The 16483-nt window shown below is 61.6% G+C and carries 15 protein-coding genes; 2 read left to right on the forward strand and 13 right to left on the reverse strand.

The features are described 5' to 3' along the window. Window positions 1-194 precede the first annotated feature (194 nt). The 10 genes from NL528_RS40175 to tolQ all read right to left on the reverse strand — a co-directional run bounded on the left by NL528_RS40175 (window position 195) and on the right by tolQ (window position 12252). Entirely contained in the window at window positions 195-3392 is a 3198-nt protein-coding gene (locus NL528_RS40175; protein ID WP_309179853.1) for a CusA/CzcA family heavy metal efflux RND transporter, read from the reverse strand. After that, window positions 3389-4843, reverse strand: coding sequence for an efflux RND transporter periplasmic adaptor subunit (locus tag NL528_RS40180; RefSeq protein ID WP_309185199.1), 1455 nt, complete (start codon window positions 4841-4843; stop codon window positions 3389-3391). The genes NL528_RS40175 and NL528_RS40180 overlap by 4 nt, the downstream gene beginning before the upstream one ends. Continuing rightward, window positions 4840-5133: a hypothetical protein gene (locus tag NL528_RS40185; RefSeq protein ID WP_309179854.1), complete on the reverse strand. Its 294-nt coding sequence runs from the start codon at window positions 5131-5133 to the stop codon at window positions 4840-4842. The genes NL528_RS40180 and NL528_RS40185 overlap by 4 nt, the downstream gene beginning before the upstream one ends. After that, window positions 5130-5534 carry a FixH family protein gene (locus NL528_RS40190; protein ID WP_309179855.1) on the reverse strand — a complete coding sequence of 135 codons (405 nt, stop codon included), beginning with the start codon at window positions 5532-5534 and terminating at the stop codon, window positions 5130-5132. The genes NL528_RS40185 and NL528_RS40190 overlap by 4 nt, the downstream gene beginning before the upstream one ends. 98 nt (window positions 5535-5632) lie before the next feature. After that, window positions 5633-6004 (reverse strand): hypothetical protein, encoded by a 372-nt coding sequence (locus NL528_RS40195; protein ID WP_309179856.1) that lies wholly within the window; start codon window positions 6002-6004, stop codon window positions 5633-5635. An 85-nt stretch (window positions 6005-6089) separates the two neighbouring features. After that, window positions 6090-8423, reverse strand: coding sequence for an EAL domain-containing protein (locus NL528_RS40200; RefSeq protein WP_309179857.1), 2334 nt, complete (start codon window positions 8421-8423; stop codon window positions 6090-6092). Between the two features lie 185 nt (window positions 8424-8608). Next, a complete protein-coding gene (tolB, locus tag NL528_RS40205; RefSeq protein WP_309185201.1) occupies window positions 8609-9946 on the reverse strand; it encodes a Tol-Pal system beta propeller repeat protein TolB in 1338 nt (445 codons plus the stop codon). A gap of 43 nt (window positions 9947-9989) precedes the next feature. Further along, entirely contained in the window at window positions 9990-10919 is a 930-nt protein-coding gene (locus tag NL528_RS40210) for a cell envelope integrity protein TolA (RefSeq protein WP_309179858.1), read from the reverse strand. Window positions 10920-11031: 112 nt separating this feature from the next. Continuing rightward, window positions 11032-11502, reverse strand: a complete 471-nt coding sequence (locus NL528_RS40215) for a biopolymer transporter ExbD (protein ID WP_074273183.1) — start codon at window positions 11500-11502, stop codon at window positions 11032-11034. Window positions 11503-11541: 39 nt separating this feature from the next. Next, window positions 11542-12252 carry a protein TolQ gene (tolQ, locus tag NL528_RS40220; RefSeq protein WP_074273182.1) on the reverse strand — a complete coding sequence of 237 codons (711 nt, stop codon included), beginning with the start codon at window positions 12250-12252 and terminating at the stop codon, window positions 11542-11544. A 1216-nt stretch (window positions 12253-13468) separates the two neighbouring features. Here tolQ and NL528_RS40225 point away from each other — a divergent pair. Further along, the gene (locus tag NL528_RS40225; protein ID WP_309185203.1) at window positions 13469-13753 is read left to right on the forward strand and encodes a type II toxin-antitoxin system RelE/ParE family toxin; all 285 of its coding nucleotides are present in this window, start codon (window positions 13469-13471) and stop codon (window positions 13751-13753) included. A gap of 14 nt (window positions 13754-13767) precedes the next feature. Then, a complete protein-coding gene (locus NL528_RS40230; RefSeq protein WP_309179860.1) occupies window positions 13768-14070 on the forward strand; it encodes a HigA family addiction module antitoxin in 303 nt (100 codons plus the stop codon). 62 nt (window positions 14071-14132) lie between these two features. Here NL528_RS40230 and NL528_RS40235 read toward each other — a convergent pair whose 3' ends face one another. The 3 genes from NL528_RS40235 to NL528_RS40245 all read right to left on the reverse strand — a co-directional run bounded on the left by NL528_RS40235 (window position 14133) and on the right by NL528_RS40245 (window position 16434). After that, window positions 14133-14897 carry a serine acetyltransferase gene (locus NL528_RS40235; RefSeq protein WP_309179861.1) on the reverse strand — a complete coding sequence of 255 codons (765 nt, stop codon included), beginning with the start codon at window positions 14895-14897 and terminating at the stop codon, window positions 14133-14135. Between the two features lie 194 nt (window positions 14898-15091). Next, window positions 15092-15574 carry a DUF2852 domain-containing protein gene (locus NL528_RS40240; protein ID WP_309179862.1) on the reverse strand — a complete coding sequence of 161 codons (483 nt, stop codon included), beginning with the start codon at window positions 15572-15574 and terminating at the stop codon, window positions 15092-15094. Window positions 15575-15693: 119 nt separating this feature from the next. Further along, a complete protein-coding gene (locus NL528_RS40245) occupies window positions 15694-16434 on the reverse strand; it encodes a TetR/AcrR family transcriptional regulator (protein WP_309179864.1) in 741 nt (246 codons plus the stop codon). Window positions 16435-16483 lie beyond the last annotated feature (49 nt).

Raw genomic sequence — 16483 nt, forward strand, 5'->3', positions numbered from 1 at the left:
GCAACTACAGGCGCAAGTCTGGCTGCCGATGATGACGGGCCCGGTTGAATGGTTACGTCGGCAACCTGCCCGGTCGGACCTGCGCGTCCGCCGCAACGGATGCCTGGTCGGCTCACAGCCCGCGGGATCGCGCGCCCAAAGAGTCGCGGAACGGGTGAAGCCGTTCCATCCCGTCCGGCGTCGTACTGTTGCGATCATTCCGCTGCTTCCGCACGTTGTAGGGCGCTTGCCGACGCGTGCTGCGAGATCTCGGCTTCAACGGGAACGGCATCAGCCGGCGCACGTGGCAGCCCAAAGCCCTTGATCAGGGCATAGACGGCCGGGATCACAACGAGGGTCAGGATCGTCGATGAGATCATGCCGCCGATCATCGGCACGGCGATGCGCTGCATGACCTCCGAGCCGGTGCCGGTGCTCCAGAGGATCGGAATAAGGCCGGCCATGATGGCGACGACCGTCATCATCTTGGGTCTGACACGCTCGACCGCGCCGAGCATGATGGCCTGGTTGAGGTCGTCCCGCGTGAACGGCCTGCCTTCCGCGAGCCGCTCCGCGTGAAGCTCCTTCATCGCCTGATCGAGATAGATCAACATGATCACGCCGGTCTCCGCCGCGACGCCTGCCAGCGCAATGAAGCCTACGGCCACTGCGACCGACATGTTGAAACCAAGCCACCACATCAGCCAAAATCCGCCAACCAGCGCGAACGGCAGTGACAGCATCACGATCAGGGTCTCGGTTAGTCGACGGAAATTGAGATAAAGCAGCAAGAAGATGATCAGCAGCGTCACGGGCACAACGATCTTGAGCCGCGCGGTAGCGCGTTCCAGATATTCGAACTGTCCGCTCCAGACCACGTAATTCCCAGGCGGGAACTGCACACTGGCAGCGACAGCCGCCTTGGCGTCGGCCACGTAACCGCCGAGATCGCGGTCGCGGATGTCCACGAAGATGTACACGGCGAGCTGACCGTTCTCGGTCCGGATCGACGTCGGACCGCGCGTCAGTTTGATCGCGGCAACTTCTCCCAGCGGGACGGTCCCACCACCCGGCATCGAAATGAGCACGTCGCGCGCGATCGATTGGGGATCGCTGCGCAGATCCCGCGGATAGCGCACATTGACGCCGTAGCGCTCGCGGCCCTCGACGGTGGTGGTAAGAGTCTCTCCGCCAAGTGCGGACGATACGGTGTCCTGTACGTCGCTGACCATGAGGCCGTAGCGCGCAAGCGCCTCGCGATTAGGAACGACGTCGAGATAGTAACCGCCGATCACGCGCTCCGCGTAGGCGCTCGATGTACCAGGTACGGTCTTCACGACAGTTTCGATCTGTCGCGCCAGCTTGTCCATCTCGACAAGGTCGGTACCCAAAACCTTGATGCCGATTGGTGTACGGATGCCGGTCGCGAGCATATCGGTGCGGGCCTTGATCGGCATGGTCCATGCGTTGGAAACGCCGGGAAACTGCAGGGCCTTGTCCAGCTTGGCAATCAGGCCGTCGACGGTCAGGCCGGCAGGCCACAGCTCCTTGGGTTTGAGGTTGACGACGGTCTCGAACATCTCGGCCGGAGCAGGGTCGGTCGCGGTCTCAGCGCGTCCGGACTTGCCATAGACCGACTCCACCTCGGGAAACGTCTTGATGATCTTGTTCTGGGTCTGAAGAAGTTCCGCCGCCTTGGTCACGGAAATACCGGGCAACGTCGTCGGCATGTACATCAGCGTACCTTCATTGAGGCTCGGCATGAACTCTGTTCCGAGTTGCCGAGCCGGCCAGAGGCTCACCGCCAATGCGGCAACCGCGAGCACGATCGTCAGCGTCTTGGCCTTCAACACCCCGCGGATCAGCGGGCGGTAGATCCAAATCAGGAACCGATTGATCGGACTCTTGTGCTCCGGAATGATCTTGCCGCGCACAAAAAGTACCATGAGCGCCGGGACCAACGTGATCGAGAGGATCGCGGCCGCTGCCATGGAAAAGGTCTTGGTGAAAGCCAGCGGGCTGAACAGACGCCCTTCCTGCGACTCCATGGTGAAGATCGGCAGAAACGACACTGTGATGATCAGCAGGCTGAAAAACAGCGCGGGACCGACTTCGCTCGCCGCCTCGATCAGGACCTCCAGGCGCGGTTTATCGGGCGGCGCGCGTTCGAGATGTTTGTGAGCGTTCTCGATCATGACGATGGCGCCATCGATCATAGCGCCGATGGCGATCGCGATACCGCCGAGGCTCATGATGTTCGAGCCGATGCCGAGCACTTTCATGGCGCTGAACGCCATCAGGATGCCGACCGGCAGCATGACGATGGCGACGAGTGCACTGCGCACATGCAGCAGGAACACGATGCAGACCAGCGCGACGACGATGCTTTCTTCCGTGAGCGTTCGCTTGAGCGTCTCGATCGCGCTGTGAATGAGATTGGAGCGGTCATAGACCGGTATGATCTGCACGTCTTTTGGCAAGGCCGACGCCATTTCGGCCAGACGCGCCTTCACATTGTCAATGACGTCAAGCGCGTTTTGGCCAAAACGTTGCAGGACGATGCCACTGGCGACCTCACCCTCGCCATTGAGTTCGGTAATGCCCCGGCGTTCGTCCGGGCCAAGCTCGATCCGCGCAACGTCCTTCAGCAGAACCGGCGTGCCCTTGTCGACCTTCAGAACGATGTTCGAGAGGTCGGCGAGGCTTTTGACGTAGCCACGCCCCCGCACGACGAATTCGAATTCCGACATCTCTACCGTGCGGCCGCCGACATCCATATTGCTGCCGCGGACCGCATCGCGCACCTTCGAAAGCGGGATATCCAGCGCCTTCAACCGGTTCGGATCGACGATGATATTGTATTGTTTGACGAAGCCGCCGACGCTTGCGACTTCGGCGACGCCTTCCGCCTTTGAGATACCGTAGCGGATGGTCCAGTCCTGCAGAGATCGCAGGTTGGCCAGGGATTTATCCTTGGACTGCAGCGCGTATTGATAGACCCATCCGACGCCGGTCGCATCCGGTCCCAAAGTGGGTGTGACACCCGCCGGCAATTTGCGGGCAGCCGCGTTGAGATATTCGAGAACACGCGAGCGCGCCCAATAGATGTCGGTACCATCCTCGAAGATGATGTAGACGAACGAAACGCCGAAGAAGGAGAATCCCCGCACGACTTTGGACTTCGGGACGGTCAGCATCGCCGTCGTCAGCGGATAGGTGACCTGGTCCTCGATGACCTGCGGTGCCTGACCTTGATACTCTGTATAAACAATCACCTGGGTGTCGGAGAGGTCTGGAATGGCGTCAAGCGCCGAGTGTTGCAGCGAATAGACCCCGGCTGCCACAACGAAGACCACGCCGATCAGAACCAACATCAGGTTGCGGGCCGACCAGTCGATAAGGCGTGCGATCATTGTGATTTCTCCCCGGTATCCAAGCCATTGAGCGCGGCCTTAAGATTGCTTTCGGCATCGATCAGGAAATTGGCGGACACCACGACCTTGTCGCCTTCGGCGAGTCCTTCCATGATCTCGACTCGGTCGCCGCCGCGGCGTCCGACTTTCACCGAACGGGGCTCGAAACGGCCGTCGCCCTTGTCGAGCAGCACGATTTGCCGGTCCCCACTGTCGATGACGGCGCTGCTGGACACCGTCACAACAGGAGCTTCCGTTCCAGTGGCAATTTCGACATCTGCATACATGTCCGGAAGCAGCACATCGTCCCGATTGGGCAGCTCGATTCGTATTCGCGCGGTACGGGTCTCCATCTTCAAGTGCGGGTAGATCACAGTAACCTTCCCGGTGAAGGGATGATCCGGATGCGCCCGTGGTCGAACGATGACCTTTTGCCCGACTTCGATGAGTCCCAGGTCGCGTTCCGCGACGTCGGCCATCACCCAGACGACGTCATGATCGACGATCCGGAACAGCACGTCGCCCGGTGCCGCCCGCATGCCGTTGACGGCCATCCGATCCACGATTTCGCCGTCCTGCGGCGCGGGCCAAGTCACGTAGACCGGCACTTCGCGCGTACGCTCGATGTCAGCAATGAACTTCTCAGGGGCATCCAGATTTTCAAGGCGCCGGCGCGCGCCTTTCAGTGCCTGGCTGCTGATGCCCGCGTCCGGGCGGGCATTGAGCGCTGAAAGATATTCGGCGGCGGCGCTCGACAGGTTCGGGCCGTAGATGCGCATCAGCGGCTGGCCCTTGTGAACATGCGTGCCTGTGGTGACATTTTCGACGGCGTCGATGAAACCTTCGAAACGCAGCGACACCACCGATCGGCGGCGCTCGTCTTCCTCAACGGTGCCCGGGGCACGGACCATCGTGTTCAGGGTACGCCGCTCCGCGACCTCGGTTTGAACACCTGCCTTCTGTAGCTTGCCCGCGCTGACCTTGACCGACGAATCGTCCTCCTGATCGTTTTCGTCCTCGTAGACGGGCAGATAGGCCATACCCATATTGTCCTTCTTGGGCGTGTCAGACTTGTCGGGCAGGCCCATAGGATTGCGATAGTATTTGACCCGATGCGTGCCGCCGCTCTTCGCAGCCATGGCTTCTGGAACTTTGGCTTCCGGAACTTTCTCCTCGAAGCTTACGTCTTCGCTGCCGCGGACAGCCAAATATGCCTTGCCTGAGGATGTCTTCTTTGGCGTCTGCGAATACTCGGGCAGGCCATCCGGATCGCGGTAATAGACGATCGGTCCGGTCGCTGCCGGCTCAGCCGGACCCGGTCTTGCTGCTGCGGGCAGTACTGCGGATAGCGATTCCGGGAGCGGACCATTGGATCGCCCGACGGTCAATCCGACCAATCCGGCAGCCAAGATCGCGGATACGATCAACAGAAGGCCAACTGATCTTCTCATAACGAATCTCCAAAGCGGCGCTGCCCGACGCCCAGGCCGTTGACGTCCCATGCTTCCAGCACAAGTTTGGGATCATCCAGCACGACTGCTTCGCCGACCATGTGGAGGGCTGCACTGAAATCAAGCGAAGCTGCCGCAACCGTCGGATTGAGGTTCTCCGCGATCGCGACGACGCTCTCTACTGTTGCCCCGGGCAGAGACCGGTCCCCCGCCTCGGCTGGAGACAACCACAGCAATGCTGTGGTTGCTCCGATGGCGGCCAGGCAAATCATGCCGCTCGCGCGAGTCACGGTATTGCCTTCAGGACCAGCTTGTTTTCAATAGTCCCGGTTTCGCCTTGCACCTTGGCGCCGAGCGAAAGCTGCCAGCCTCCGGCCATGCTCACGGACGCCTTGAACTTGTAAACGCCGGGCTCCGTGCTGGGCATAGGCGCAATCCTGGTCGCCATCTCCTGCATGCCGTCAGGGGCCATATCCAGACGTGTCGCGAAAATCACCGCATCGGGCACCGGCTTGCCGTCCGACTTATGGACGAGGCGAACGGAGATGATCGCGTCACCCTTCCTGACGGTCTGGTCGACCAGCTGGAATTCGTAGTCCTTGACGTCGGCGCGGGCGCCCGTGACCGAACCGATGATGGCAATGCCGATCAGCGCGGCCTGGACGGCACGCGCATAGTTGAAGTTTTTCATTTTTGAATCCTCGAAGTCCTGATGTGCCGCCAACGGCGGCATGCGTTTATCCGCGCGGCCCCGGGACCGCGCAGCAGCAGACGGCGTGGTGACGCCGATCAGGTCAGGATTCGAGGAGGATGATCTGGAGGGTCGCCGATGAGGCCGTCGGCGACAACGTCGACGATCGCGAAGGACAGCCTGCGGGTCTGGAAAGACACCTGGATACCGCTGGTCGGCGACGGCTCGGCCTGAGCGATCGTCAGCATGCACATGGCGACCAGGGGGCAATCCTGGCAGCCATTGTTCTTCTGTTCGTCGTTCTTCTGTTCGTCCGGACAACACTGCATGTCCCCGGACATGGCAGCCATATCGCCCATCTTGCCAACAGACAGCCGCTCTGCCGCAGCCGGGGATACCAGCGGCGCAGCAACAAGCCCAACGATCACAAAGACCGCAAGCAGACGACCGATGAGTCGGCGAAGATTCATATTCGGATCATCACACGGTACCGGGAACTTGTGAAGGACCATCACTTCACATGTTCGCCAGCAGGGCGAAATCGCGTGAAAATCGTCAGGCGATCGAGCGCGAGGACACCGCGATCAGCTGGTCATCCGGCGCGCGGCGGCCGTGCGAGGCGTTCAGCAACTGACGAATCCGAACCGCCGGAACCGGCCGGCTGAACAGATAGCCCTGCGCTTCGGTCACCGCGCCATCGGCGCTGATCAGCTCCAGCTGCTCGGTGGTCTCGATACCCTCGACCACGACCGACATTCCGAGGTCGGCCGAAAGCCGCGCCACGCCACGCAGCAGCGTCAGCGGACGGTCGGTGTCGATGCCCTCCAGGAAGGAGCGATCGATCTTCACCTTCTGCAGCGGGAAATTATGCAGATAGCTCAGGCTCGAATAACCGGTGCCGAAATCGTCCAGCGAGATTCGCACGCCGAGCGAATGCAGTTGCGACAGCACATCGTGGGTGATCTGGGTGTTGCGCAGCAGGGATGATTCGGTGATCTCGATTTCGAGGCGGTGCGCCGGCAGGCCGGAGACCTCGAGCGCGTAGCGCACCTCGCTCAGCACGTCGCGCTGGTGGAACTGCTGCGGCGAGAAATTGACCGCGACGCTGACGGCTTCGGGCCACTTCATGCATTCCATGCAGGCCTTGCGCAGAATCCAGCGGCCGAGATCGACGATCAGGCCCATATCCTCGGCGACCGGAATGATGTCGATCGGGGAAACCGTGCCGCGCACCGGATGATTCCAGCGCAGCAGCGCTTCGCAGGTCGCGATCCTGCCCGACTTGAGATTGACCAGCGGCTGATAGAACAGCTCGAATTCCTCGTTCGCCAGCGCCTTGCGCAGGTCGAGCTCCAGGATACGGCGGGCTTCGACGGTCTGCGCCATCTCCTCGCGGAAGAAGCAGAAGGTGCCGCGGCCGTCGGCCTTGGCGCGGTACAGCGCCATGTCGGCGTTCTTCAGCAGCGTATCGGCGCTGACGCCGGCCGTCGTCATGGCGATGCCGACGCTGGCGCCGATCTCGACCAGATGATTGTCGATCCTGTAACGCTCGCTCAGGCGATCGACAATGCGCCGGGCGAGCACGGCGGCGTCCTCGTGGGAACGGATGTTCTGCTGGAACACGACGAATTCGTCACCGCCGAATCGCGCCACGAAATCCTCGGGCCGCAGCATCTCGCGCATGCGGCCGGCAACCGCGCACAGCAACTGGTCGCCGCAGGGGTGCCCCAGCGTGTCGTTGACCTGCTTGAACTGGTCGAGGTCGACGAACAGCAGCGCCGACAATTGATCGGCGCCCTGCTGAATCGACAGCAGACGCCCGATCTCGTCGCGGAAATTGACCCGGTTGGGAAGCTCGGTCAGTTCGTCGTAACGCGCGAGATGGCTGATCCGGGCCTCCGCGTCGCGCCGCTCGGTGATGTCTTCGAGCAAGACCACCGCGCCGCCGCCCGCCATCGGCTGGAAGGTCCAGGAAAGCGACCGGTTGCGCGCAATATCGGGGTCGGTCGTTATCATATCGCGCGTCTGCGTGTTCTCGATCTCCGCGAGGATCATCCGGCCGCTCGGCGCCGAGATCGATCCGGCGCTGACGCAGGCGTCGATGATGTCGGACGCGCTGCCGCCACGCTGCACCAGTTTGTCCGACAGGTTCATCATTTCGCTGAAGCGATGATTCATGACCGCAAGGCGGCCGTCGGCGCGGAACATGCACAGCCCGTGCGGCATGTTGTTCAAGGCGGTATCGAACTGTCCGGCCAGCGCCGCTTCCCTGAAGCTCGAGGTCAGCGCCTTGACGAAGATGGCGTGCAGACTGAGGTTGATGCCCTTCAATCCGATGAAGAACAGCACCAGCAGCACGGCAAGGCCGACGTAATAGAAACCGCCGTGCAGGGCCAGCGCCAGCGACATCGGGCCGCATGCCAGCAGGATGTGATACTGGATCAGCTTCGGGCTGCCGTAGTTGCGGGCCGCGCCGCCGGCGGTGTAACCGATCGTCACGGCGACACACACCATGTGCGCGACCGCATCGTCGTTGCCGAAAATGGTGAGGAAGCACCAGACGCCGAGCACGCCGGCATAGATCATGGCGCCGATCGCGTAGCGCGGCTCCCAATGTTTCGCCTGTTCGAATGTCAGCACCGCCGTGCGCCTTTCGTATTTGCGCATCTGGAAGGCGCGGATGGTGCCGATTCCGATGATCAGAACCGCGCACGGCCATAGCCAGACGTTCCCGGTCTTGAGCGCGGTCAGCAACGCCGCGACGGCGGAGCAGACCGAGCCGAACAGCATGGGCCAGAAATTCTGGCACATGGAATCGATCAGCGCCGCGTAAAGAACCGGCTCGAGTTCTTCCTGGCTGCTTCGCTTTTTTTGATCGACCAACTGCATCGGCAGTGTACGCGTCCTGTTCCGGGTGCGTATTTTTTACCCTTCCCAGATGAAGTCTTTCTGAGGGAACATCGTTACCGAGACGTTGCTTTTCATGTCGACTTGTAGAAATTTGCTCGAAAAATCAGCATGCTAGGCAATGTTTGCCGATTAACGGCGCTTCTTCCGCGAGGGCGCTGTGATTCTCAGGACAACAGTGGCGACCATGCCGGATCGGACGCGAAGCCGGGGGTCGGAACGCGCTGTTCGTTGCGTCCGGAGATGTCCACGGTGAACAGCGACGGTCCGCCATTGCCGCCGGGATCGCGGAAGAACATCAGCACCCGGCCGTTCGGCGCAAAGGTCGGCCCTTCATTATGATAACCGGAGGTCAGGATTCGTTCGCCCGAGCCATCGGTCTTCATGATGCCGATGGCGAATTGCCCGCCGCCCTGCTTGGTGAAGGCGATGTAGTCGCCGCGCGGCGACCAGACCGGCGTCGAATAGCTGCCGTCGCCGAAGGAGATGCGTTGCGCCGGTCCGCCGGTTGCCGGCATCACATAGATCTGCGGCTTGCCACCGCGGTCGGATTCGAAGCACAGCCGCGTGCCGTCAGGCGCATAGGACGGCGAGGTGTCGATCGCCGGCGTATCGGTCAGGCGCGTGGTCGATTTCGAGCGCAGGTCCATCACGAACAGGTTGGAATTGCCGCCCTGCTGCAGGCTCATGATCACGCGCTGGCCGTCCGGCGAAAACCGCGGCGAGAACGACATGCCGGGGAAATTGCCGACGATCTCGCGCTGCCCGGTTTCGATATTGAACAGATAGACGCGCGGGTCGCCCTGGCCGAACTCCATATAGGTGATTTCCTGGGTCGACGGTGAAAACCGCGGCGTCAGCACGAGGTCGGCGCCCTTGGTCAGATAGCGCACATTGGCGCCATCCTGATCCATCAGCGCCAGCCGCTTGACGCGGCGTTCCTTGGGTCCGGTTTCATCGACGAACACCACGCGGCTGTCGAAATAGCCTTTTTCGCCGGTCAGACGCTCGTAGATCTGATCGGAGATGATGTGCGCGATCCGGCGCCAGTATTCCGGCGAGGTGAAATATTGCAGGCCGGTGAGTTGTTGGGTGGTGTTGACGTCCCAGAGGCGGAATTCGGCTTTCAGGCGGCCATCGGGCTGCCGGGTCATGCGGCCGGTGACCAGCGCCTGCGCGTTGATGCTTTTCCAGCTCTGGAACTGCGGTGCCGCATCGATATTCGAAATGCGCTCGATGTAGGCGGCCTGGTCGATCGGCGCGAACAACCCGCTGCGCTTGAGGTTGTTGGTGATGACCTGGGACACGCCGGCGCCGACTTCGGCGTCTCCTGGCGTTCCCGCCACGAAATTCGGGATCGCGATCGGAAGCGGCGCGAAATCGCCACCCTGGACGGGCACTTGTTTTGGCCCTTGCGCAAACGCGCTGCGAACCGGAGCGCCTGCCAGGACGCCGAGCGAAACCATGCCGGAAACAAGCTGGCGGCGATTCAAGCGAAACGCCATTTCGCGCGATTGATCGTTGTCGGTCATTGTTTTTGGGCTTTTCTCACGTTTCAGGCTTGAAGACCGGCGCAAAATATTTCCATTCATCGTAATAGACCTGAGGCAAATTGTACGGCTGGCATTCGATGATCGCGCGTATCGCGCTTTCCTGATAGACTCGCAGGTAGGGAGTCGCCGGGATCTCTTCCGGAATCGGCGATCCCTCGAGCGTACCGTCGCGCTTCAGCTTGATGTCGATGATGGCTCGGGGATTCTGGGTTTCGATCCCACCATACGGCACCTTCCAGCAGCGATCGACCTGTCGCTTGAACAGCGCGCCCCATGTCGCGGAATTGTCCGCGGCCTTGCCCTTGGAAAGCCCGAGCGCCGCGTTGGAATTCAGCGTTTCGCCGGCCAGGGCTTGGCGCGACGGATCGCGCTTGTCGAGCAGGGCTGCGATCTTCGACTGATCGAAAGTGCGTTCGGTCTTCGGCTTGGGTTGCTCAGGCGGCTTGGCGGCCTGGACCGGCGGTTTCGGCGGCGGCTTCTTCTCTTCTTTCTTGATGGCTTCCGCGATCGGATCGACCTTGGGCGGATCGGGCTTCTTCTCGATCGGCTTCGGTTCTTCCTTCGGCTTCTCGACGACCTTCGGCGGATCCGGCTTTTTCTCGACCGGTTTTTCCTCGACCTTCGGCTCCAGCGGCGGCGCGGTGTCGGTGACGACCGGCGCCTTCTCGGTCACCTTGCCGACGGCGTCGTCAACCGGCTTCGCCTCGGCCACCTTGTCGACCAACGGTTTCGGATTTTCCTTTTTGCCGGTCTTCGAGCCAGCCATGACATGGGCGAGCTGTTCGTCGGAAACAACATCGACGGCAACCGAGTCCTCCGGCGCCATTTCGAAGGCCCTGCTCGAGAACGACACCAGTCCCCACCCGAGCACGAGGACGTGCAGGGCGATCGACGCAGCCAGTGTCTTGTCGATCTTGACCTTCACTTGAGCCTTCTTGCTCCACCGTCAGCCATCACTTGACGCGTTTCCTTCAGGCGAACCGGTACCCCTCCTCGGATCAAGTCCGAGGGCATGCTTCGCTCGAAAACGCCACCGCTCACGAGCCCTGCTCGGGAACGATGACGATATTCGCCTTGAAGCCGGCGGTCCTAATATACCCCAATAATTTCATCATATCCGTGTAACAAACGTCCTTATCGCCGCGCAGATAGACCACGCTTTCGGCATCCGACCGGGTTTCCCGGATCGCCTTGATCTTGGGCAGCAGGTCGGCGGACGAAATCAGCGTATCCCCGAGATAGAGCTCGACATTCGAATTGCAGCTGCCGCCGGTGCGCTTGACCGACAGCGTCAAGGGCGGGGCGTTCGACGACAGCGACTTGCCGCCGCTGGCGACCGGCAGGTCGATATCGATGGTCGACGTCATCAAGGGTGCGGCCACCATGAAGATGATCAGCAGCACCAGCATGACGTCCACCATCGGCGTGACGTTGATCTCCGCCATCACGGCGGCGCGCCGCCGGCCGCGGCGTCCGCCGCCGGCCGAACCTGCCATGTTCATCGCCATGATCTGGTGCTCACGGGTGCGCTCGTCATAGGCCGTTCCTCACGCCCGCTCGTCGATCTGGCGCGACAGGATCGCTGAAAATTCGTCGGCGAACCCTTCCAGGCGCTGGGCCTGCCGGTTCACCTCGGAGGTGAACTTATTGTAGAAAATAGTCGCCGGAATTGCGGCGATGAGGCCGATCGCGGTGGCAAACAGCGCTTCGGCGATGCCGGGCGCCACCACCGCCAGCGAGGTGTTTTTCGAGGCCGCGATCGACTGGAAGCTCGACATGATGCCCCAGACGGTGCCGAACAGGCCGACGAACGGGCCGGCGGAACCGACGGTCGCCAGCACCAAGAGCCGCCGTTCCAGCCGCTCGACCTCGCGGGCGATCGAGACGTTCATGACCTTCTCGATCCGCATCTGCAAGCCGGCAAAGGACCGCGACTGGCTCTCGAACGACCGTTTCCATTCGCGCATGGCGGCGACGAAACAGGCCGCCATCGATTGCGTCGGCTTGGCCGACAGCGCCCGATAAAGCTCCTCGATCGATTGCCCGGACCAGAACGCCTGTTCGAAGCGATCCATCGCGCGCTTGGTGCGCCCGTACAGAATGATCTTGTCGATCGCGATCGCCCAGACCCAGACCGAACAGGCGAGCAGGCCCAGCATGACCGCTTTCACGATCCACGCGGCCTGCATGAACAGCGAAATCAGCGAGACATCGCTCGATATCATCGGCAATGCTGACTGAACCGTGTCGGGCGTCATAAGCGGTATCCTCTCAACGCTCTGTCTCTCGTTTGAGCATGATCTTTTCGGAAAACCGGTTCCCACTTTTCCGGATCATGCTCCGTCTCTCGTTTGAGCATGATCTTTTCGGAAAACCGGTTCCCACTTTTCCGGATCATGCTCCGTCCCAAATCCTCCGGGAGCAAATGGCTGCCGGTTCCACAGCCGCGCGTCGGGCGCGGCGTTGAGCGCCAGCGCGAGAGCCTCATTGGTGTCGCATGGGGGGCCCGTCCAAAGCCGGGTCCTGCTTCCCCTGCCAACGTGTCAAAACGAGGGCTATTCGCGCGTCATAACGCCCCTAACCAGACGCCAATCATGGTTAATGCGAGGTTACCAAAGGGGAATTTGGCGGCGGGAAATCAAGGCGGACCGGGCGGTTACGGGAGCTGGAACCGGGTTCCCCAAGGGCTCCCGTGCCCCGGATGCGCTGCAACGCGACGCCCTTCGCGTCGTGGTGCTCCGCCAAGCCGGGGCCCGCTCGCTGGGTCCCGGCGCTGCGGCGCACCGCTGTAGAAGCGCTGCGCCGCGTCCGGGACACGAACGTTGGGCTTTCCCGATTCAATTTTCATATACCTGCGCAAATTCCCGATCCCGCGGCGCGATGCGCCCGAGTCTTGCATGAATCTTTCGCCCTTTGAAATCAGAGGGCGCAGGGAAAGCCGGGTGCGCGCTGCACCCGCGGTCTCGCGTGCAAAATGTGCACAAGAACACGCACACGAGCATACAGGTTCAGCGGAGGCATCCGGCCTTCCCTGCGCAATGGTTTTACGGCTTATAGCGCGCTCTCCCCGGTGAACGGGCTTTCTTGCCACCGTCGCCATGCGGATCGCTCCACACAACTTGACGCCAGCATCGGGGCGTCAGGACCACACGATTTCGCCGTCCGCGTCACGCGCCGTTCGTCAAAGGCACATCCGCGTCCACCGCATCTCACCGCACGTTCGTGACGATCGCGAGCCGCCCCTCTTGTCGGGTGAGACGGGCGGAGAGAAACCACTGATTTGCCCGACGGCGGAAGCGAAATATTTTTTCGAGGGGGACTGGACAGGGCAAATCACGTTGAATCGATTATCGAATTTAATTTGCCCGTGAAATCGTCGAACGCCCGTCGGTGATGCCTCCGAACGCCTGGTCACGTGCCCAGCACGCGATTTACGTTTGACGTACATCGTCCACTCAACTAAACTTCATGGCGATGATATTAAGCTTCAGGGACAAGCGCACCGAGCTTTTCGCCAAAGGGGAGTTCGTGCGGGCGTTTCAGGGTTTTGATCGGCAGGGGTGGAAACGATTGGAGATCCTTGATGCGGCCCTGATGCTCTCCGACCTCGCCGGCCTCCCAAGCAACCGGCTTGAAGCGTTGAGAGGCGATCGGGCCGGCCAATATTCGATCCGTATCAATCAGCAATGGCGGATATGCTTTGAATGGCCGGAGTCGGCAAAAGGCCCGTTGAACGTAGAGATCGTGGATTACCATTGATTGGGAAGACAACCATGCCGCGCCCCGCAATTCACCCTGGCGAAATCCTCGCTGACGAGTTGAACGAACTCCAGATCACGCCGACTGAACTGTCGCGCCAGATTTCCGTACCGCCGAACCGCATCTCGCAGATCATTCAGGGCAAGCGCGCCATCACCGGCGATACCGCGCTTCGGCTCGGGCATTGGTTCCAGACCACCCCGCAATTCTGGCTCAATCTGCAATCGGCCTATGATCTGCGCCTCGCGAGCGATGAGATCGGGCGTGAGGTCGCAACGCTTCCGACCAAACCCGGCAAGCGGCGCGCCGGCGCATAAGACAATCCGTCCGTCTGCTGATCGCCAACGAACTCTTGCGCCTGCCTGTCGCGGCAGCCCGCCTACGCCAAAACGCCTTCCGGGCAATTGGTGAGCCGCGCAGGCACGCCGACCGCAGTGCATCCGCTTGGCACATCATTTGTGACGACCGATCCCGCGCCGATCTTGGCGAAGTCACCGATGCTGACGTCGCCGAGGATCGTTGCCCCGCTGCTGAGCAATACGTCGCGGCCGATCCTGGGAGCACGGCCGGGAAGCGCGTCCTTCCGTCCAATCGTGACGTTTTGATAGATCGTCGCCTCGTCGCCGATCACGACGAATGCGCCCACAATGATGCCGGTCGCATGATCGAGAAACACCGACGTGCCGATCGAGGAGGAGGGATGAATGCTCACCTGAAGGGAGTCGGACGACAGGCTTTGCAGCAACAATGCGAGATCGGCGCGGTCGTGATGCCAGAGCCAGTTGGACACCCGCCAGGCCTGTAGCGCGACGTATCCCTTGAAGTTCAAAAGCGGCGGCAGAAGTCCCCTCGTCGCGGGATCGTGAACGGCAACGCTTTGCAGATCCCGGCTCGCCGCGTCGACCAGATCGGGCGAGGTCTGAAACGCCTCACGGGCGACGCCTGCGAAAAGCTGGCGGTCAGCCGCAGTTTTGCCGAGCCGTTCACCAATTTGATGGCCGACAGCACTACCAAGGTCGGAATGATCGAGGATCGCGGCCGACAGCGAGACGCCGAAAAGCGGATCGCCGGCGAGGGCCGTTTCTGCTTCAAGGCGAATCGATCGCCAAAGCTGATCAACCGGTGCAATTGCATTCAGGATCATGGCCATCCGCCCTGGCTAGCGCTGGCTCGAAATATAGGCCCTGCAGGAGACCGCGCCAGCGCAAAGGGCGCCCGCTAAAGCAAACCGCCCGTCTGCTGTTCGCAAACGGACGGTTGTGTCGCCATCAGGCGTCATGGGGGCATTACGCCTGAGGCTGAACGGTTAGCCGGAGATACTTAAACTCCGGGTAGTTCTCAGCCCTGCGGCTGATCGTTCGGCGGGGTCGGACGCTGCTTGTGCTGCGCCATGAACGCGTCGAACTCTTCCTTGTCCTTGGCGTGGCGCAGGCGGTCGAGGAAATCGCGGAATTCGACCTGCTCTTCCTCGAGACGCCGCAGGGTTTCCATGCGGTATTCGTCGAAGGCGCGGTTGCCGCTCGAGGGTGGACCGAAGCCGCCGAACGGAAAGCCGCGGCGTTCCATGCGGCCGCGCATCCGCTCCATCTTGTACTGCATCCGCTCCATCTTGTTGGCCCAGCGATCCTGGTGGCTCCAGCAACCCATTTTTCTGCTCCCGAGTGTGAAAAAGAGTAGGGCAAGTCCGATCGGCCACCAGATGATGAAGCCGAGGATGGTCACGGCAATCCAGCCGGGATGCCAGGGGCTATCAAGCATATGCGGACGGTACGGTTCTTCCACCGGGCCGCGCCATCGATTGACATCTGCGGTGTAGGCCATTTCCCTCTCCATGACGGCGTCACGCCGTTGTGAATGTAAATAACATTTACATACCTAAACCATCCAGCGGTTTTGTCAAGCCGGGCGCCATCGGCGGCCGTCAAATTATTTGCGCAATTTTATTTCGGCTTGCCCCAAGGACCACCTGAAGGACCGCCCGGCGGGATGGGCGGCGGACCCGGCGGATTCTGGTCTGCAGAATCTTTCGCCGAAGGCCGGCGGTCGGTCGGGAAACCGAGACCGCGCAGATAGATCAGCACTTCGGCTTCCAAAAGATCTTCCGGCGACATCGGCAGCTTGCGCCGGGCGGCGTCGCCACGGCCGAACAACGACGCCACGCCGTGCGACATCGACCAGATGTGCAGCGCCATCATCAGCGCGGGCGGGCGCGGCATGCCGGGCGGCGCCAGCGCCGCGAGGCGCTCGGCGGCGGCGCGGATAATGGCGAAAGCACGCTCGCTAGCGGCCATTAATGTCGGATTGAGGTCGACGGGGATGCCCGATTCGAACATCGCCGAATAGAACGCCGGCTCTTCGCGGGCAAAGGCGAGATAGGCTTTGCCGACCCGTTCGAATGCAGTGACGGTGTCCGGGCGGCCATCGTCCCAGGCCTGCGTCAGCAGCGCCTCGAACTGCTCGAAGCCGCGCTGCGCGATGCTGGAAAGCAATTCCTCGCGGTCGCGAAAATGCCGGTAAGGCGCAGCCGGGCTGACGCCGGCCATCCGCGCGGCGTCGGCAAAGGTAAATCCGGCCGCGCCCTTTTGCGCGATCAGATTGAGCGCCGCCTGCAGCAGCGCCTCTTTCAGATTGCCGTGATGGTAGCCGCGCTCGGCGCGGCGCTCTTCCTTGCGCCAACTCATGTGAAAGGCTTTTACATGAGCCGGCGGTAAAGGTCACTAGCGGCGCTGT

Origin of the sequence: Bradyrhizobium sp. Ash2021, assembly GCF_031202265.1 — a bacterium.
GTDB lineage: Bacteria > Pseudomonadota > Alphaproteobacteria > Rhizobiales > Xanthobacteraceae > Bradyrhizobium.